18 protein-coding genes are annotated in these 19,772 nt (G+C 29.2%); 12 read left to right on the plus strand and 6 right to left on the minus strand.

From position 1 onward, the window contains the following. Positions 1–83: 83 nt before the first annotated feature. On the minus strand, positions 84–2,708 hold the full coding sequence (locus WAO74_RS10280) for a TonB-dependent receptor domain-containing protein (protein ID WP_422161837.1): 2,625 nt from the start codon (positions 2,706–2,708) through the stop codon (positions 84–86). 181 nt (positions 2,709–2,889) lie between these two features. On the opposite strand from WAO74_RS10280, the gene WAO74_RS10285 reads away from it, so the two are divergent. Further along, positions 2,890–3,909, plus strand: coding sequence for a LacI family DNA-binding transcriptional regulator (locus WAO74_RS10285; protein WP_422162045.1), 1,020 nt, complete (start codon positions 2,890–2,892; stop codon positions 3,907–3,909). Here WAO74_RS10285 and queG read toward each other — a convergent pair. Then, positions 3,906–4,826: a tRNA epoxyqueuosine(34) reductase QueG gene (gene queG / locus WAO74_RS10290; protein ID WP_422161839.1), complete on the minus strand. Its 921-nt coding sequence runs from the start codon at positions 4,824–4,826 to the stop codon at positions 3,906–3,908. The genes WAO74_RS10285 and queG overlap by 4 nt on opposite strands. Before the next feature lie 149 nt (positions 4,827–4,975). Here queG and WAO74_RS10295 point away from each other — a divergent pair, with 149 nt between their 5' ends. The 3 genes from WAO74_RS10295 to WAO74_RS10305 are packed head-to-tail and all read left to right on the plus strand — an operon-like array spanning position 4,976 to position 8,246. Beyond that, a complete protein-coding gene (locus WAO74_RS10295; RefSeq protein WP_422161842.1) occupies positions 4,976–7,447 on the plus strand; it encodes a DUF5686 and carboxypeptidase regulatory-like domain-containing protein in 2,472 nt (823 codons plus the stop codon). Between the two features lie 29 nt (positions 7,448–7,476). After that, positions 7,477–8,007: a hypothetical protein gene (locus tag WAO74_RS10300; RefSeq protein ID WP_422161844.1), complete on the plus strand. Its 531-nt coding sequence runs from the start codon at positions 7,477–7,479 to the stop codon at positions 8,005–8,007. Continuing rightward, positions 8,004–8,246: a MoaD/ThiS family protein gene (locus WAO74_RS10305; protein WP_422161846.1), complete on the plus strand. Its 243-nt coding sequence runs from the start codon at positions 8,004–8,006 to the stop codon at positions 8,244–8,246. Before WAO74_RS10300 ends, WAO74_RS10305 begins: the two co-directional genes overlap by 4 nt. On the opposite strand, the gene WAO74_RS10310 is transcribed toward WAO74_RS10305, so the two are convergent. After that, positions 8,247–8,519 carry a DUF3817 domain-containing protein gene (locus tag WAO74_RS10310; protein ID WP_422161848.1) on the minus strand — a complete coding sequence of 91 codons (273 nt, stop codon included), beginning with the start codon at positions 8,517–8,519 and terminating at the stop codon, positions 8,247–8,249. It lies immediately after the preceding gene. A gap of 61 nt (positions 8,520–8,580) precedes the next feature. Here WAO74_RS10310 and WAO74_RS10315 point away from each other — a divergent pair, with 61 nt between their 5' ends. Continuing rightward, on the plus strand, positions 8,581–9,003 hold the full coding sequence (locus WAO74_RS10315) for a molybdenum cofactor biosynthesis protein MoaE (protein WP_422161850.1): 423 nt from the start codon (positions 8,581–8,583) through the stop codon (positions 9,001–9,003). A gap of 138 nt (positions 9,004–9,141) precedes the next feature. On the opposite strand, the gene WAO74_RS10320 is transcribed toward WAO74_RS10315, so the two are convergent. Further along, complete coding sequence (locus WAO74_RS10320) at positions 9,142–10,158, minus strand: COX15/CtaA family protein (RefSeq protein WP_422161852.1); 1,017 nt, start codon at positions 10,156–10,158, stop codon at positions 9,142–9,144. Positions 10,159–10,253: 95 nt separating this feature from the next. Continuing rightward, positions 10,254–10,445, minus strand: a complete 192-nt coding sequence (locus WAO74_RS10325) for a cold-shock protein (protein ID WP_422161854.1) — start codon at positions 10,443–10,445, stop codon at positions 10,254–10,256. A 394-nt stretch (positions 10,446–10,839) separates the two neighbouring features. Between WAO74_RS10325 and WAO74_RS10330 the strand changes: the two genes are divergently transcribed. The 5 genes from WAO74_RS10330 (at position 10,840) to WAO74_RS10350 (ending at position 17,249) form a co-directional block, all read left to right on the plus strand. Continuing rightward, entirely contained in the window at positions 10,840–11,811 is a 972-nt protein-coding gene (locus WAO74_RS10330; RefSeq protein WP_422161856.1) for a ribonucleotide-diphosphate reductase subunit beta, read from the plus strand. 96 nt (positions 11,812–11,907) lie between these two features. Then, positions 11,908–14,307 carry a ribonucleoside-diphosphate reductase subunit alpha gene (locus WAO74_RS10335; protein ID WP_422161858.1) on the plus strand — a complete coding sequence of 800 codons (2,400 nt, stop codon included), beginning with the start codon at positions 11,908–11,910 and terminating at the stop codon, positions 14,305–14,307. Positions 14,308–14,469: 162 nt separating this feature from the next. Then, positions 14,470–15,168 (plus strand): hypothetical protein, encoded by a 699-nt coding sequence (locus WAO74_RS10340; protein ID WP_422161859.1) that lies wholly within the window; start codon positions 14,470–14,472, stop codon positions 15,166–15,168. A 22-nt stretch (positions 15,169–15,190) separates the two neighbouring features. Then, positions 15,191–15,880, plus strand: a complete 690-nt coding sequence (locus WAO74_RS10345) for an SMI1/KNR4 family protein (protein ID WP_422161861.1) — start codon at positions 15,191–15,193, stop codon at positions 15,878–15,880. 34 nt (positions 15,881–15,914) lie between these two features. Continuing rightward, positions 15,915–17,249: a deoxyguanosinetriphosphate triphosphohydrolase gene (locus tag WAO74_RS10350; RefSeq protein WP_422161863.1), complete on the plus strand. Its 1,335-nt coding sequence runs from the start codon at positions 15,915–15,917 to the stop codon at positions 17,247–17,249. A 7-nt stretch (positions 17,250–17,256) separates the two neighbouring features. Here the strand turns inward: WAO74_RS10350 and WAO74_RS10355 are convergent, their stop codons facing one another. Continuing rightward, the gene (locus WAO74_RS10355; RefSeq protein WP_422161865.1) at positions 17,257–18,540 is read right to left on the minus strand and encodes a T9SS type A sorting domain-containing protein; all 1,284 of its coding nucleotides are present in this window, start codon (positions 18,538–18,540) and stop codon (positions 17,257–17,259) included. A gap of 214 nt (positions 18,541–18,754) precedes the next feature. Between WAO74_RS10355 and WAO74_RS10360 the strand changes: the two genes are divergently transcribed. Both WAO74_RS10360 and WAO74_RS10365 read left to right on the plus strand, forming a co-directional pair. Next, on the plus strand, positions 18,755–19,132 hold the full coding sequence (locus WAO74_RS10360) for a hypothetical protein (RefSeq protein WP_422161866.1): 378 nt from the start codon (positions 18,755–18,757) through the stop codon (positions 19,130–19,132). Positions 19,133–19,474: 342 nt separating this feature from the next. After that, a complete protein-coding gene (locus WAO74_RS10365; protein WP_422161867.1) occupies positions 19,475–19,771 on the plus strand; it encodes a hypothetical protein in 297 nt (98 codons plus the stop codon). Position 19,772: the final 1 nt, after the last annotated feature.

The following is a 19,772-nucleotide window of genomic DNA, read 5'->3' on the forward strand; positions in this document are numbered from 1 at the left end:
ATTGTTTTGTTTTTAAAAAGTAGAGCCAATATATTTATCATTGGCTCCACTTTTAATTCAAATCAAATAATAACAAACTACTCTTAAAAACTATATTGTAAAGTCATTGTTGTAGAACGTCCAGAAATTGTTCTTGCTGCAGCTAAACCACCTGCTAAATTTCCATTTCCTTCTACTTCTGTAACACCAATCGTATCGAATAAATTATTAGCATTAACACTTAAAGATAATCCTTTAGTTAAGCTAACTCTTGCCATTGCGTTTACATAAGCATAACCTGGCATTACAAGGTCATTGTCATCTTGTGCAAAAGATTTAGATGTACCTAAAACTGTGATTCCGAAAAGATGTTGTTTTTCTGCTCCAAAAGAATATGTTGGTGCAAAATTGTAAACAAAGTCTGCTTGTCTTCTTGGTTTGTTTCCTTTGTTTGCTCCACCATCAATTTCTGCTTTTGTATAGGTAACAGAACCATTAATGCTAAAATCTCCAAATCTATAAGCAGATTCTACCTCTAAACCTAAAGCTTTAAAAGGATTTCCTACAGTTCTGTTTAACTCGTTACTAATGCCTTCATCTGTATTACTTATAAAACCTGTAACATTTAAAACACCATCAGTAAGTCTCTTTTTTAAACCGACTTCAAATTGAGAAATCTCATCAAACTGTACATCCCCAAGACCATCTGCACCATAGGTGTTTCTATCTGCAGCTCTACCAGAAGCTCCTTTACTATATCTACCAAAAACAGCAGCTCCATCATTAAGTTTATAGTTTAAACCAGCAGAATAAGAAACAAAATTATAATTATCGCTTATTGCTTGTCCTGGATTACCAGCTATAGTAGGTATTGTTTCTTCAAAAGGGCTAATTACACCATCACTGTTGTAATCAAAACCAATTAAATCTCCATTTGCATCTAAATTACTTAATTGACCTGAGTTTATGGTTCCGTTAACATTTACGTTTTCAAAACGAATACTACCATCAAAATTTAATTTTTCAGAAATTTCTGCATCTACACCTACATAAGGAGAATTTACATTATGTACAGTGTTATATTTTCTTTGACAACAGTTACCCCAAACTGGCTGACCAAATGAGTAAGCTCCTCCTTGAGAAAATCCATCAAAAATACCTAATCTAGCTTTTCCATCACCTGCAACTTCAGAAATTGCAGAACTCCATTGCCATCCTATTTTAGTGTTTTGTGTTGCAGAGAACATCCCAACAGTAAGCCCTATATTGTCATTAAGTGATTTTGTAACTTTTATATCACTAAAAAAGTTGCTTAAATCTTCAATAGTTACATCAAAATATCTAATATCTTGTGCTAATCCGTTAGCTGGGTTAAAAGGTGTACCATCTTGAAAAGTTAAAGCACCTGTTGCTCCAGAAGCTCCTCTAACTAAAGCTTCGATATCTGCTACAGTACCAACATTTGCAGTAAAGGGAGCGTTCCATTGACCAGAATTGTTAGAGTATCTTGCTTTACCATTTACTTTCCAATCATCACCTAAATCAAAAGAAAACTCTGCACCAACTGAAGCACTTACAGGGTTATTACCATTTCTCATATCATTTTGAGTAGGATTCCCATCATAAACACTATATGTATTTTGAATATTTACAGAATGAGGAGTGTCTGAAGTAATATCAAAACCAGGTAAATTGCCAAAAGTAGGATTAGAGTTAGAACCCGTTAAACTTACTGGCATTGGCATATACATTACAGATTTATCATTTAAAAATTTAAAATATGTACGTACATAACCATTTTTAAATTCTTTAGTAATGTTTGCTTTTAATTGTCCACCTTTATTACCTTGGTAACCTATATTTCTTGGACCTTCACCAACTCTCATAAAACCACCAATATGATAATATAATCCGTCGTTGATAGAAGTTCCATATTCAAAATCTAATCTACTATTTTGAAAATCTAAACCATAAGTTGCACCAATAGTACCTCCTTCTGTTTTTCCTGTTTTGCTAATCATATTAATGATACCTGCAGGACCATTAGATGTTTGTGTAGAAGCAGAACCTCCTCTAATAGCTTCAACTCTTCCAATATTAGAATCTATACGTAAAAAGTTATCTGCATTACCAAAAGAGGTATCTCCAAATAACATTATAGGAAGTCCATCTTCTTGTAATTGTAAATATCTAGAACCACCAGAAGAAACTGGCACACCACGAACGTTAAAGTTTGCATTACCCTCACCACCTGAAGATTCTGCACGAATACCGGGTATACTTCTAAAAAGTTCACCAGCAGATCTTGGTGATGCTTGTTCTATTTGTTTAATACCAACAGTAGAAACAGAAACACTAGATTCTATCTTAGATTTTGGGTTTACAACTCCTGTTACAATTATTTCATCTAAAGATTGTGCGTTTTCTTTAATGATAATATCTAATTTTAGATTTCCATTAACGGTAATTTCTTTGGTAAAATTATCATAACCAATATAAGAGGCTACAATTGTGTAGGTGTCATTGGCAACATTTGTAATTTCGTAGTTCCCATCAAAATCTGTATTAGCTCCTTTAGTCGTTCCTTTTAGTAGGATATTTACACCAGGTATTAAATTACCACTATTATCTTTAACAGTACCAGAAATTGTTGACTGGGCAACAAAAGCTGATGATGATAGTATCATTATCATCAAAAGCAAATTTTTAAAGTTTAATTGTTTTTTCATTTTAAGTATGAATTTAATAAAAAGTTAATTGTTTATTTATCAAATGTATTTTTATTTAACTTTTATTTATTAAATAAATAAATCGAAAACGTTTTCGATTTACCAAAAACGTTTTCGATAAAGATAATTAACTATATTTATCAGGTAAAAAAGCAACGTTTAATTTTTATAAAAATATAATATTTTGGTTACACTTAAACAAATAGCAGAAGAATTGGGTATCTCTATAACAACAGTATCTAAAGCCTTAAAAGAATACCCAGATGTTAGTAAAAAAACCAGAAAATTAGTTAGAGAAACAGCAGCTATGTTAAATTATAAGCCGAACTCTTTTGCTGTAAATTTAAGAACAAAAGAATCAAAAACAATTGGTTTAATTATTCCAGAGATCGTGCATCATTTTTTTTCGAGTGTTATTAAGGGGATAATTTCACAGGCAGAAAAAAAAGGATATTTAGTAATTACATTACAATCTAATGAATCTTATGAATTAGAAAAAAAACAAATAGATTTATTAATAAGTAAAAGGGTAGATGGTATTTTAATTTCATTAGCAAATGGCACTGCAGATTATAAACATTTAACTGAAATAATTGAACAAGAAACCCCTTTAGTTATGTTTGACAAAATAGCAAAAGTGGTAAAATGCTCTAAAGTAATTATTGATGATAGAAAAGCAGCCTACAAAGCCACAAAACATTTAATTGATATTGGTTGTAATAGAATTGCACATTTTAGAGGTCCGTTATTACCACAAAACTCAATAGATAGGTTTTTAGGCTACAAGCAAGCTTTAACCGATAACAATATAGTTTATGATCCCTCTTTGGTATATCTCTTAAATAATATGAGTTTTGAAGAAGGGAAGTTTTATGCCAATCAACTTTTAAAAGATCATTCAGATGTAGATGGTATATTTATCAATACAGATTTAGTAGCTATTGGAGCCATATCAGAATTTAATAAACTAGGTATTAAAGTACCAGAACAAATAAAAGTAATTGGTTTTAGTAACTGGTTTATGGCTTCTGTAATTTCTCCATCTTTGACCACTATAAATCAACCTGGATTTGAAATGGGTAAAAAGGCTTTTAAACTTTTATATAAAGAAATAAAAGATAAAAAAGAAAAGAAAGTTATTAGCTACAAAGATGTGGTTTTAGAAACAGATTTAGTTATTAGAGCATCTACCAGAAACTAATCTTTTAAAAACTGAATATTTCTTTGTAAACCCGCAAATTTTGTTCTTTTTACAGCTGATTTTTTAAAGATTTTTTTAAACGTTTCTTCTGTTATTTCTTCCCAATCTTGTTTCGAAAATTGCAAAACTTCTTCATTTGGATGAAATAAAGGCTCTTGATGCGGTTTTGAAAATCGATTCCAAGGACACACATCTTGACAAATATCGCAACCAAACATCCAATTTTCCATACTGTTTTTAAAGTTTGATGGAATGCTATCTTTCAGCTCTATTGTTGCATAAGAAATGCATTTTTTAGCATCAATTGTATTGTTTGGTAAAATGGCTTCAGTTGGGCAAGCATCAATGCATTTGGTGCACGTACCACAATGATTGGTGGTGATTTGTTGGTTGTATTCCAATTCTAAATCAACAATCAATTCTGCCAAAAAAAAGAACGAACCTTGTTGTTTTTGAATTAAAAGTGAGTGTTTTCCATTCCAACCCAAACCAGCTTTTTCTGCCCAGGCACGTTCTAGAACTGGTGCAGAATCTACAAAACAACGACCAGAAATTTCACCAATTTCATCATTTATAAATTGTAATAATTCCTTTAATTTTTCTTTAATCACAAAATGATAATCTTCTCCATAGGCATATTTTGATATTTTATAAGTATTGCTATTTTGCTGTTTTTCTGGATAATAATTGTAAGAAAGAGAAATAACAGATTTTGCACCATCTACCAATAAACGTGGGTCTAAACGTTTGTCGAAATTATTTTCCATGTACTGCATTTCTCCATGAAAATTGTTCTTTAACCAATTTTCTAATCGAGGAGCTTCTTCTTCTAAAAAAGTAGCTTTCGCAATTCCACAATCTAAAAAACCCAAACGTTTGGCTTCTTGTTTTATTAATTTTGTGTGGTTGCTTTTCATTTTAAATTTTAAAAATACACTAAGAGGATAATTTTTTAATATTTTAATGGGGATATAAAATTAAGAAACATTTTATCATCTTTAACAAATTTTAAAGATTAACTTATAACAGATACTTTATGTTTGCTATTGTAAAATGAAACCAAACTATGAAAAAAATTACCTTTCTAATTTTACTCTTTATTTCATCAATTTCTATAGCTCAAATAAAAGGTGTAATTACAGATGTAAATAAAGAGCCTCTTTCTTTTGTGAGTATTTATTTAGATAAAACTGTTACTGGAACTACTTCTAATGATAATGGAGAATATGTTTTAGACATCACAAAAAAAGGAAATTACACAATTGTTTATCAGTTTTTAGGCTATAAAACAGAGAAAAAAGACATTACTATAAATACTTTCCCTTTTGAATTAAATATTGTTTTAGAAGAAGAAAGTGTGGTGTTAAGTGAAATATTAATTTCTTCAGAAGACAATCCTGCCAATAAAATTATTAGAAATGTAATTGATAATAGAGAAAAAAACACCGATAAATATGCAAATTATACATCTAAATTTTACTCAAGAGGTTTGTATAGAATTAAAGATGCTCCAGAAAAATTTTTAGGACAAACCATGGGAGATTTTGGTGGAGGTCTAGATTCTACCAGAAGTGGTATTATTTATTTATCGGAAACCGTTTCTGAAATTAAATTTCAAAAAAAGCCAAAAAGATTTAAAGAAAATATTATTGCATCTAAAGTCTCTGGTAGAGATAATGGTGTCAGTTTTAATAGGGCAGAAGACGCAAATATTAATTTTTATGATAATAGTGTCGAGTTTGGTAATTTTTTAATTTCGCCTATTTCTACAAACGCATTCACATATTATAGATACAAATTAGAAGGTACTTTTTATGATAAAAACGGAAGACTCATCAATAAAATAAATGTACTTCCTAAGCGTAAAAACGATCGAGTTTTTGAGGGGGCTTTATATATTGTAGAAGATGATTGGGCTTTATATGGTGTAGATGTTACTGTAACTGGTGCTCAAGTTAATATACCTGTTGTAGATGTTTTAAAACTAAAGCAGAATTACAATTATTCAGAAGAAAACGATGCTTGGGTTTTAATTAGTCAAAGTATCGATTTTAAGGTAAATGTCTTTGGTTTTAAATTAGATGGTCGATTTTCATCGGCATATTCTAATTACAATTTTAAGCCAAATTTTAACGAAAAAACATTTACAAACGAGGTTTTAACTTTCGAAAAAGAAGCAACCGAAAAAGACAGTGTGTATTGGAATGGTTTAAGACCTGTTCCTTTAACTTTAGAAGAAGTAAAAGACTATCAAATTAAAGATAGTATTAAAGTGGTTCGAAAATCTGAAAAGTATTTAGACTCTGTAAATAAAATTCAAAATAAGTTTAGCGTTGTTTCTCCAATATTGGGTTATAATTATAGAAATTCTTATGAGAAATGGTCTTTAAGTTTCCAAGGCTTGTTGTCGAACTTTAGTTTTAATACTGTGCAAGGTTTCAATACTTCTTTAGGGGTGAGCTATTTAAAAAGTTTAGATGATAAAGGCAAATTTTGGAATATTGGTGTTTCTGTAAATTATGGTTTATCAGACAATAGAGCAAGGCCGGTTTTATTTTTTAATAAAAAATGGAATAATATTTCTAAACCAACATTTTCTGCATCTTTAGGTGTTGTAACAGTGCAGTTTAACGAGCGAAAACCCATTTTAAAAATCAATAACACTATTAGTTCTTTGTTAGAAAATTACAACTTCATGAAAATTTATGACAAAGAATTTGCAAAGGTTAGTTATTCAGAAGAGATTAAAAACGGTATTTATGTATCATCATCTTTAGAATATGCAAACCGAAAACCATTATTTAATACCACAGATTATTCATTTGTACCAAAAAGTGATAATGGGGGTTATACCTCTAACAACCCTCTAGATCCAACAGATTTTGTAAATGCTGCTTTTACAGAACATTCCATAGCAACTTTAAATTTGGGTGCTACTTTTGTTTTTGGTCAAAAATATTTATCTTATCCAGATAGAAAATTTAATATTGGCAATGAGAAATATCCGATACTAAATATAGAATATGTTAAAAAATTTGGAGCATCGAATAAAGAGCTAAATTCAGATGTATTTATAGCAAGTTTAAGGCAAGATATCAATGCAGGGAACTATGGTAATTTGCGCTATAATATGAGAGCAGGCGCTTTTGTAAATAGCAAAAATATTGCTTTTATGGATTATTTACAAGCCAATGGAAACCAATTAGTTTTTCCTTTAGATAATCAATTAAATAGTTTTGGTTTGCTAGAGTATTACAGATTTTTTACAAATGATAAGTATGCAGAAGCACATGTAGAACATAACTTTAAAGGAGCATTTTTAGGCAGAATACCGCTATTAAACAAATTAAATTTACATTTAGTAACTGGTGCAAAAACTCTTTTTATGGCAGATACAAAACCTTTTACAGAATATTCTTTTGGGTTAGATAATATTGGTTTTGGTAAATGGCGCTTTTTGCGAATAGATTATGTAAAATCGTATCATGCAGGAGTTAGAAACGAAGGTTTTTTATTCAGATTTAATTTATTAGAATAGCACCATTATTTTTCTATAAAAAGATAATTATGAAAGAGATTTTAAAGAAAATTGGCATTATAGATGCTCTTACAATTCAGCTTGAGCTAGATAGAAATGAATTCTTAAAAAAGTTAAGTGATCACACAGAAGAGAGTAATTTAGGTTTTGGTTCTAGTTTTTTTGAAGTATTTTCTTCTAACAAAAAAGAGTTTAAAGGCTCAATAGGAATCAATGATTTTAAAATTAGAAAAAGAAGAAAATTTTTTGATAGAAGTTCTGGTTTGGCAATTGCCACAGGTAAAATTCATCAAAAAGAAAACACAACAATTGTAGAAACAGAAATAAGTAGTTTTAAAAATAATATGTATTTTTTTCTAGGTTTCTTAATACTCATTTATATTGTTGTAATTACCTCAATTATTTTTAATAGTGATGATAATCTACCTGTATTTATAATTCCTTTTATTTTACTTCATGGACTATTAATGTTTGGTATTCCTATATTTATGTTGCGAAAAAGTACAGCAAGATTAAAAAAAGAATTAGAAAAAGACTTCTATTTTATAGTTAAAAAATGAACATAAAAACCCTTTTTTTTGGCATTACAACAGACTTGATAAATGCTTCAGAAATTCAGATTATTGTTGATGAAAAAACATCTATCAAAAAGTTTAAGACTGTTTTAAAAGAGAAGTTTCCTAAATTAGAAAACATAAATTCTTATGCAATAGCTGTAAATGAAGAATATGCAGAAGATGATTTTATCTTAAAAGAAAATGATATTGTAGCAATAATTCCTCCTGTAAGTGGAGGTTAATTAGCGTAAATACTTTTTATCTACATAAAAAGTCCCAAAAGGAATAATAGAGCAAAGCAAAACAATACCAAGAGTTTTGTTGCTCCAACTCATTTGTTTTTGAATTACAATTGCTAAAACTATGTAGAGCATAAATAGAATTCCATGAGGCATTCCTAAAAGTTTTACATATTCTGGGTTTCCCTGTAAATATTTAATTGGAGTTGCAATAAATAACAAAAGCAGGTAAGAAATTCCTTCTAAAAAGCTTACAATTCTAAAGGTATTTTTCATTCTATTGTATTAAAGAAAATTAAAAGACAAAGATACATTTTGAATTATTATTTTTGCACTAATGATTAGAACTTCGATAAAAATAACCGCAGAAAAACTAAATCTCCAAGAATGTTACCATTTTGTAGAAGATGATTCTTGTGGGGGAATTGCAGCATTTGTAGGAACTGTAAGAAATGATACTCAAGGTAAAGAAGTTACACAACTAGATTTTTCTACCTACAAACCTATGGCAATTAAAGAGATGCAAAAAATTGCAAATCTTGCTTTAGATAAATTTGATATTAAAAAAATTGCCATCCATCATGCAGAGGGTATTTTACAAATTGGCGAAATTCCAGTAATTATAACTGCATCTGCAAAACACAGAAAAGCAGCTTTTTTAGCTTGCGAATTTGCGATTGATACTTTAAAAGAAACAGTTCCCATCTGGAAAAAAGAACATTTTTCTGATGGACAAGTTTGGGTAAATGCACATCCGTAAATTAAGTTTCAAAGTTTCAAAGTTTCAAAGTTTCAAAGTTTTCAAAGTTTTCAAAAGTTGATAAAGAAACTGAAATCATTTAATACTTCGTCATTCTGAACTTGTTTCAGAATCACATCACTTATTTTTGTTTACTGATTACTGAACTGTCTTTCTACTTTGCAACCACAAATAAAACTGCAATCCAAATAAAATAGCACCAGATAATAAATGGATGGCTTGTGTGCCAATTGGAAATTCTGCATAGTACATTAAAATACCTGTAATTGTTTCTAAGAAAATTAGAAAAACAATCCAATTTACCAATTTGTAACCCAAGCCTTTTATCTGATTGATATAAAATAATCCGAAGTTTACCAACACAATTGCTATGGTAAAAGATCTGTGAAAGTAAAATTTAAAACTAGGATTCATTAAACTGTAATTCTTATTTTCAAAACCTAATTGTTTTACTTGTTCATCTATAAATTGACGAACTTGTGTGCCCATTGCAATTTGTATCAATGAAAAAATTACAGAAATAATTAATAGTTTATTAAATAACGAATTGTAATTATATGTTTTTTTAGCAGAAATAATGAATTTTAGTTTTAGTAAAATCGCAATAATAATTAAACCAACCACCATATGAATGGTGATTATTGCTGGTGTTAAATTGGAATCAACAACAGTTTTACCAAGCCAAGCTTCAAATAACATTAAAAAGAAAGCCCCAAAAGAAAGTAGCGTTATTGTTTTGTTTTCTATCCAAAATTTGGCGGATGCATAAATTAAAAATAAAAATACAAAGCCAGCTAAAACTGAGACAAGTCTATTTATATATTCTGTCCAAGTGTGGTATTTATTAAATTTATTATAATCGTGTTTTGTGTATTTAGACCAATTATTGTTGTTGAATTCGTTAGCTGTTTTTATATCTTTTTCAGCAACAAATAAAACTTCGTCTTTTATTATTATAAACCCTTTTTTATATTCAGAATTTGGTTTCCAAGTAATTTGTTCTTCAGAAGTTGGCGGAATATAATAGCCAAAACACTTAGGCCAATCTGGGCAACCCATTCCAGAACCTGTCATTCTCACAATAGAGCCTGCTAAAAATATTAAATAGAGAGATATAATGGAGAGTTGAACTATTTTAGGAAACCTATTTTTCATCCGAATTAAAGTTTTTTGCAAAAATAACACAAAAAAAAATCGCTTAAAATATTTTAAGCGACTTGTTCCTTATGTAAAAAAATTCTAAATAGTAATTAGATTACTCTAACGTCTACTGCGTTTAAACCTTTTCTACCTTCCTTTAGGTCAAATTCTACTGCATCACCTTCTCTAATTTCATCAATTAAACCTGATACGTGCACAAAATACTCTGTTTTTGATCCGTCTTCAACTACAAATCCAAATCCTTTAGATTCGTTGAAGAATTTTACTGTTCCGTTTTTCACTTTAAATATAATAAATGTTAATAATGATACAAATATAACATATATCCACCAATTTTTACAATTTGTTCTTTTAAATCATTTTGTTTAATGTTATTTTTTTAAAAGTCTAAATTTTAAATATGATTTTATAAATAAAATTGCAATAAAAAAGAATGTTCTAAGAATGTCAGTAAAACTAGGCTTTTAAAAGGTTTTGATATTTTAAGTATTTAATAATCAATATTTTATATTTTTTTAAAAATCCTAAAAAAAATCATTTTTTTTACTTTTGTTAAAAACTTCAGGGGTTTTGTGAATAAGTAGGCCTTTCTTTTTTTATTAAAAAAACCAATCTTTGTAGAGGTCGTTTTTAACGATTAAATAACATTCAATAACGCAAAAATATATAAAAGTAATGTCTAAACAAGAACCAATTTTACAACCAAATGATAATCGCTTCGTGATTTTTCCAATTCAGCATAATGATTTATGGGAATGGTATAAAAAACAGCAGGCTTGTTTTTGGACGGCAGAAGAAATTGATTTGCATTCAGACATTGTTGATTGGAACACAAAATTAACAGATGATGAGCGTTATTTTATTAAACATATTTTAGCATTCTTTGCAGCTTCAGACGGAATTGTAAATGAAAATCTAGCTGAAAATTTTGTAAATGAAGTACAATATTCTGAAGCAAAATTTTTCTATGGATTCCAAATAATGATGGAGAATATTCACTCAGAAACCTACTCCTTATTAATTGATACCTATGTAAAGGATGAAATTGAAAAAGACAGATTATTCAGAGCAATTGAAGTTTTTCCTGCCATTAAGAAAAAAGCAGATTGGGCTTTAAAATGGATAGAATCAGATTCTTTTGCAGAACGTTTAATTGCTTTTGCAGCAGTAGAAGGTATTTTCTTTTCAGGTGCATTTTGTTCAATTTTTTGGTTAAAGAAAAGAGGTTTATTGCCAGGTTTAACTTTTTCTAACGAGCTAATTTCAAGAGATGAAGGTATGCATGCAGATTTTGCAGTTCATTTGCACAACAACCATATTGTAAACAGAGTTTCTCCAGAACGTATTAAAGAAATTATCGTGGATGCTTTAAATATAGAAAGAGAGTTTGTAACTGAGTCATTACCAGTTAGTTTAATTGGTATGAATGCAAAGTTAATGACCCAGTATTTAGAGTTTGTAACAGACAGATTGTTGCAAGAATTTGGCTGTGATAAAGCATATGATGCAACAAATCCTTTCGATTTTATGGAAATGATTTCTTTAGAAGGTAAAACTAATTTCTTCGAGAAAAGAGTTTCAGAATATCAAAAAGCTGGAGTAAAATCTGGTGGAACAGGAAGTATTAGTTTCGATTCAGATTTTTAGAGTTTAAAACTCATTAAATATAAAAAGTAAAAAGTCGCCAAATATTTGGACGTTTTTGTCGGCTTCAATAATAACCCAAGTAAAAAATATAAATCAATGTACGTAGTTAAAAGAGATGGCAAGAAAGAGCCTGTGATGTTCGACAAAATCACAGCAAGAGTTAAAAAAATGTGTTATGGATTAAATGATATTGTTGATCCTGTAAAAGTTGCCATGCGTGTAATTGAAGGTTTATATGATGGTGTTACAACTCCAGAACTAGATAATTTAGCTGCAGAAACTGCTGCAACTATGACCACTGCTCACCCAGATTATGCAAGGTTGGCTGCAAGAATCGCGGTTTCTAATTTACATAAAAACACAAAAAAATCGTTCTCAGAAACCATGGATGATTTGTATTATTATGTAAATCCACGTACAAATAAAAAATCACCATTATTAGCAGATGATGTATATGAAATTATTAGAGATAATGCAGAAAAATTAGATTCTACAATTATTTACAATAGAGATTTTAATTACGATTACTTTGGTTTTAAAACATTAGAACGTTCCTATTTACTAAAATTAAATGGACAAATTGCAGAGCGTCCACAACACATGTTAATGCGTGTTTCTATTGGTATTCATAAAAATGATATTGATGAAGCAATTGCAACGTATGAGTTAATGAGTAAAAAATATTTTACACATGCAACTCCAACATTATTTAATGCAGGTACTCCAAAACCACAAATGTCTTCTTGTTTTTTACTACAAATGCAAGATGATAGTATAGAAGGAATTTACGATACCTTAAAACAAACTGCAAAAATTTCTCAATCTGCAGGAGGTATAGGTTTGTCTTTACATAATGTTCGTGCAACAGGAAGTTACATTGCTGGCACAAATGGAACATCGAATGGAATTGTACCAATGTTACGTGTTTTTAATGATACAGCACGTTATGTAGATCAAGGTGGAGGAAAACGTAAAGGTTCTTTTGCAATGTATTTAGAACCTTGGCATGCAGATATTTTCGACTTTTTAGATTTAAAGAAAAATCATGGTAAAGAAGAAATGCGTGCAAGAGATTTATTCTATGCAATGTGGATTTCAGATTTATTCATGGAACGTGTTCAAGAAGATGGTATTTGGACGTTGATGTGTCCTCACGAATGTCCTCATTTATATGACACATATGGAGAAGAGTTCGAACGTTTATACACAAGTTACGAAGCTGCAGGAAAAGGAAGAAAAACCATTAAAGCTCGTGAGCTTTGGGAGAAAATCTTAGAATCTCAAATAGAGACAGGAACTCCTTATATGTTGTATAAAGACGCTGTAAATCGTAAAACAAATCAGAAGAATTTAGGTACTATTCGTTCATCGAACTTATGTACAGAAATTATGGAATACACTGCAAAAGATGAAGTTGCTGTTTGTAACTTAGCTTCTATTGCATTGCCAATGTTTATTTCTGAAAAAGAAAATGGTGAAAAATACTTCAATCATAAAAAACTATATGAGGTTACCAAAAAAGTAACTCGTAATTTAGATACAGTGATAGATATGAATTTTTATCCTGTAAAAGAGGCAGAAAACTCCAACTTTAGACACAGACCAATTGGTTTAGGAATTCAAGGTTTGGCAGATGCTTTTATTAACTTACGTTTGCCTTTTACGTCTGATGAAGCTAAAAAACTAAACCAAGATATTTTTGAAACAATGTATTTTGCAGCTGTAACTTCCTCTATGGAAATTGCAAAAGCAAAAGGCCCATACTCTACATTTAAGGGCTCTCCAATGTCTCAAGGAGAATTTCAATACAATATGTGGGGAATTACAGACGAAGAATTGAGTGGAAATTGGGATTGGGCAAAATTGCGCAAGCAAGTAATGAAGCATGGAGTTAGAAACTCATTGTTAGTAGCACCAATGCCTACAGCATCTACCTCACAAATTTTAGGAAACAATGAGGCTTTCGAACCTTACACTTCTAATATTTATACACGTAGAGTTTTATCTGGAGAATTTATTGTAGTAAACAAACATTTACTAGAAGATTTAGTAGGTTTAGGTTTGTGGGATAATGACATGAAAGAGAGCATTATGCGTGCAAATGGCTCTATACAGCATATAGAAGAAATTCCTGCAGATTTAAGAGAATTGTACAAAACAGTTTGGGAAATGAGTATGAAAGATATTATTGATATGGCACGTCATAGAGGGTATTTCATAGATCAATCTCAATCTTTAAACTTATTTTTAAAAGATCCAGATTATGGTAAATTAACATCAATGCATTTTTATGCATGGAAATCTGGATTAAAAACAGGAATGTATTACTTAAGAACAAAATCTGCCGTAAATGCAATTCAGTTTACAGTTTCTAAAGAAAAGAAAGCTGAAGTTATTGAGGATGAAAAACCAATGACACCAGAAGAATTTAAAGCGATGGTAAACGCTTCTAAAAATGCAGCTCCAGATGACGATTGTTTAATGTGTGGTTCTTAAAAAGTCATTGCGAATGAAATGAAGCAATCTTTTAATGAACTAAAAGATTACTTTGTTTTAAATTCTTAATAAAATCTATAAATTAAAAGTTGATAAAAAGAGAAGTAGAAATGCTTCTCTTTTTTGTATTTTAGAATTTTATTTCTTTTTAAAAATTGATTAATGAATAAGTGTTTTATAGTAATTATTATTTTGATTCTCACAGGATGCAAAATTAAAGATATCAAAAATGATGAAACAGTAAGAGATGCTTTTTTATCCTATAAAATCGGTGTGAATATCAATGAAACTGATACGACTATTTCAAATAAAAAAACAAGTTCTTTATTTGAAAAAAAAATTAGTGAAGGAAATAACTCTAATGTAAATTATTATTTGTTTAAAGATAGTGTGAGAATTAATGATATAGATGGGAAAACCATTTTTATTCCCAGCCAAATTAAAAAACTAATTAATAGGAAAAATTGGCAGATGGAACATTATGAGATTATAGATTATAATTCCATTACTGAAAATTGGGAAGTGAAATATGATATTAAAACTGATAAGAAAGATAGAATTAAAGTTTTAGGTATAAATGGATATAAAGTTCTAATAAAAGAAAATTACAAAACACCTTCTGGCATAAAAATGGAAAATATTTCTGAAATATATGTTTCTGATGATTGTAAAATTCCTTTCAATTATTATGAATTTTTAAAATTGCGAAGAAGTATCGATACTAAAGGTCTAATATTACGACTGAAAAGTTACAATACGGAATTCCCTAAAAATTTCAATTTGTATACAATTTCAGAATACAATCTAAAAAAGCAAAACAAAGAATTAATTCAAATATCTAATCTAAAAAAAATACAATAAGTAGTTAAAAACAGAAGTAGAAATGCTTCACTTGTTTATTTTAAGCTTTATGGAAATTAAATATTATGTAATACTTGGTGTTATTTCTGGATTAGCTATTGTTTTAAGAAATAGAAATGAAAAAGATGCTGAAAATATTTCAAAAAAGAAAGCAGTTAGGGAAAAATCAAGAACATTGTTATTAGCGTTTCAAAAATCTTCTGATTTTAATCATCCAATATCAAAAAGCATTGTAAAGCTTTTAGAATATTATCATGTTCACGATAATGTAAATGATACTTTAACTGAATATCAAATTGATAGAATTGAGAAAAGACTTAATTTGAAATTACCAAAGTCGTATAAAATTTTTCTCAAATATTTTGGAGATGGAGGAGATTGGATTTTCTGTCAATATATTGATAGTATTGAAAAAGGAGGTTATTTAAAAGAGTTTGATACATTTAATCAATTGGAAGAAGATTTATTTTTGGAAGATAAAAAAATAAAGAAAACATCATTATTATCACTAATGTGTGAAGATTCGAATGGAGGGGCTTGGTGTTGGTTAACACATGAAAATGGAAAAGACAATGAATGGTCTTTAGCCTATTATAAAGATGGAAGATTACATTATAAGGTAAAAAATTTTACTGAATGGTTAAAAGTTACAGCATCCAATAGAGAAGTTATTAGAGAATATGATATTGAAGAAAAACTTGGTTTAGGATAAAGATTTCGTATTTTCGAAAAATTTAAAAACAATTATGAACTGGGAACAACTACTTTCTTTAAAACGTTTTGGTGATACAGAAAAAAGACCAAGAATAGCACAAGATGAAACACGATTGGGTTTTGAAGTAGATTTTGATAGAATTATATTTTCATCAGCATTTAGAAGTTTGCAAGACAAAACACAAGTAATTCCATTATCTGAAACCGACTTTGTGCACACAAGACTTACACATAGTTTAGAAGTATCTGTTGTAGGTAGAACTTTGGGTAGAAGAGTGGGAAAAGTGTTGTTAGAACGTCATCCAAACTTAGTAGAATTAGGCTACACTTTTAACGATTTTGGCGCTATTGTTGCTGCAGCTTCAGTAACCCACGATATTGGAAATCCGCCTTTTGGACATTCAGGAGAAAAAGCAATTGGCGAATATTTTAAAACAGGAAAAGGGGCAAAATACAAAGACCAATTATCTGCAAAAGAATATCAAGATTTAATAGATTTCGAGGGAAATGCAAACGGATTTAAAATTCTAACTGAATCTAGAGAAGGCATTTCTGGAGGTTTAAGATTAAGCTATGCAACTTTAGGCGCGTTTTTAAAATATCCAAAAGAGAGTTTGCCAAAAAAACCAACAACACATATTGTTGATAAAAAATATGGGTTTTTTCAATCTGAAAAAGAAGCGTTTTTAGATGTTATAATGGAATTAGGAATGAAGCCAAAATCTTTAGAAAACAATTCTTTTTACAGACATCCTTTGGCTTATTTAGTAGAAGCTGCAGATGATATTTGTTACACAATTATCGATTTCGAAGACGGAATTAATTTGGGTTTAATTGATGAAGAGTATGCTTTGGAATACATGTCTAAGTTAATTCATGGCATCAATAGAGATAAATATTATGCTCTAAAATATACCAAAGACAGAACTGCTTATTTAAGAGCAATTGCTATCAATTCTTTAATAGATGAAGCAGTTACCATCTTTTTAAATAACGAAAGAGCAATTTTAAATGGAGATTTTGGTAAATCTTTATTAGAGAAATGTAAGTACGAAGCTCAAATTAATGACATCATTAATATTAGTGTAGCTAAAATTTATAAAAGCAAAGAAGTTATCGAAAAAGAAGTTGCTGGTTATAGAATTATAGCAGATTTATTAGATGTTTTTGTCACTGCTGTTAATAATAAATTTGAAGGCAATCATTCTAATTTCGATAAATTAGTATTGCATCTTTTGCCAGAAGAATATCAAACAGAAACTATTCTTTTATACCAAAGAATAATGCAGATATGCAGTTATGTTTCGAGAATGTCAGACAGTTATGCAATTCGCACGCACAAAAAATTAACAGGTAATATTATTTAGATACGCACTAATTCTTAATAATTTTTTTGGTAATTCTAAGATTAGATTCAGAATCTGAAATGGTTAAAAAATAAATCCCTGTTTGTAAATTACCAACATTGTTTAATGTAATTATACTTCCATCAGAATCAGTTTTTTGATTGTATAGCAAAGATCCTTTGATATCTGTTAATTTAATGGTTAACTGAGTCGCTTTTAAGTTCGTAAAGTTCAGAGAAATTTGATTGTTAAAAGGATTTGGCGAAATAGATACATCTGTTGAAATAGTTAAGTCATTTGTATTTAATGCTGATGTACATATAGACCACCCCATATTTTCAAATAAACCTAAAGTACTTGGTCCTGGATGGTGCATTACTTCACCTCTGCTTAGTGTTGGTGTCATTAATGAATTTACGTTGCCTCTTTCAAAAGTACCTTCATCCCAATGACTGTAACTTGATCCCTGAACATATGGTGAAGGAGCATGAATTTTTGGAAGTACATTATTGTTTCCTGCAATAGCCAAAGGACTATTGCTAAATAAATTATTACTTGTAAATTCAGTTAATAATTCTGGAGATGGATCAGGAAAGTCTAAAATTGAAACATCATCTCCATTCACAATAAAGTTATTATAAACTACTGCTCTGTTTTGAATTCGTAACACGCCATTAGCTTCATCAATTCTTGTAGAACCAGAGAAGCCTAAACCATGACCAAGTTCATGTAAAACCACAGTAACAAAATCTTGTAAACCATCAGGAGCATTACCATCTGTACCAAAATACCAATTAAAATTACTATTAAAACTAGCTCGTATATCATCAGATTCTCCTAATTCTTGATCTCTATCTCTACCTATCAATTTTTCATATAGAGCTGACACATACCATGTATTTTCATCTATTCCTGCAACCTTACTGGCTGTATGAAGAGAAACTGCACCAGCACTGCCAAGTGTATTTCCCTCTAATGGTTCAAAGGTTGCAACTACAGAAATGGGTACTGGAGAATCTATTAAATGCGCCCAAATGTCCACTGCATACTGAAAAGCCAAACGAGCTTCATCAGTAAAACCGATATAATTTACTTTAAAGGTTGCGCAAGGAGTAGAAGATAAATCTAATTTTTTTCCTAAATATGATGCGTTTTTAGAGTCATACTGTTTAAAATCTTGCTTATAAATACAAACAGGCTCTGTTAATTGTATTTCTTTGTATTCAGAAGTTTGAGCTATTGAAATTGTTGATAAAACGATTGAAAACCAAGTTAAACAGGCAACTTTAAAAAAGGAGGTATTTTTTTTCATCTGAGATGGTATATTAGGTTTAAAAATTGAGATGTAAAAATCAACAAGCAAAAGTACATTTTTTACTAAAAACTTTTATGCTATTTTTTGTTAGTAAAAATGATGATTCAATAAGATTTTTCTATATTCTTTTTTAATTCAAAGAATTTGCTATACTTAAGTTAAATTATAACTTTATTTTTGATAGCACAGTAAAAGACTCAAATCGTTATTCATGAAAAAAAATCTTTATTTTAGTTTAGGGCTATTTGCAATAATAATTCTTTGCTTTAATTGCAAAACAAAAAACGTAAATCAAATAGAAACAAACAAGGAAGTAACGAAGCGCAAAAATATTTTGAAAGAAATTCCAAGTCCAGACAAATCTAAAATACTCGTTTTAGAATACGAAGATAAATTGGAAATCCCCATTGAATTCAAATACAAAGTGTTAGATTCCACTTCAGAAAAACAACTTATTTCTGGGGTTTTTACTGGAATTAAAATTGTATGGGCAGACAATCAAAGTTTAAAAGCCTACAGTTATGAAGCTATTGCAGAATTAGACAATCCAAATCCTAAAAAGTTGTTCGAAATAATTAAAATAGAATAACAAGGTTATTCAGTTTATAATGTAGTTTCAATTTTATATCTCTGAATCTATCAGTTATAAAATATCTTACGAGAAAATCTGAAAATTAAAAGAATTTGCTAAAGTTTTATCCATTGGTTTTTTTAAACTCAACATAGAGGTTAAGTAAAGTTATGCAATTCGAACACACAAAAAATTAACAGGTAATATTATTTAGATATAAACTTTAAGCTTTATTTTTACAACTTTTATATTTTTAATTAAAATTTAATGCAAAATATTATATAAATGCACAACAAGTACATATTTATTTTAATTATAACTATAACATTTTCTTTATTTTTTAACTGTAAATCAAAAAAAATGGACAAAAATGAAGAAACAGAAATTGTATTCAATGAAAAAAAAGTCACCAAAGAAATACAAAGTCCAGATAAATCGAAACTTTTAGTTTTAACTTATCTTGAAGATATGAATGCTAGAAAAGATTTTGATTACAAGATTATAGACTTAAAAAGCAAGAAAGAATTACTTACTGGAACTTTTACAGGAATTAAAATGGAATGGTATACAAATGATAGTATAAAAGGATATCTATTTCAAGGAATGATAGAAAAAGAAAATCCTCAAGATAATTTTAAAATTATAAACATAAAATAAA

The sequence above is a fragment of the Polaribacter sp. genome (genome assembly GCF_049276715.1).
Classification (GTDB): Bacteria; Bacteroidota; Bacteroidia; order Flavobacteriales; family Flavobacteriaceae; genus Polaribacter.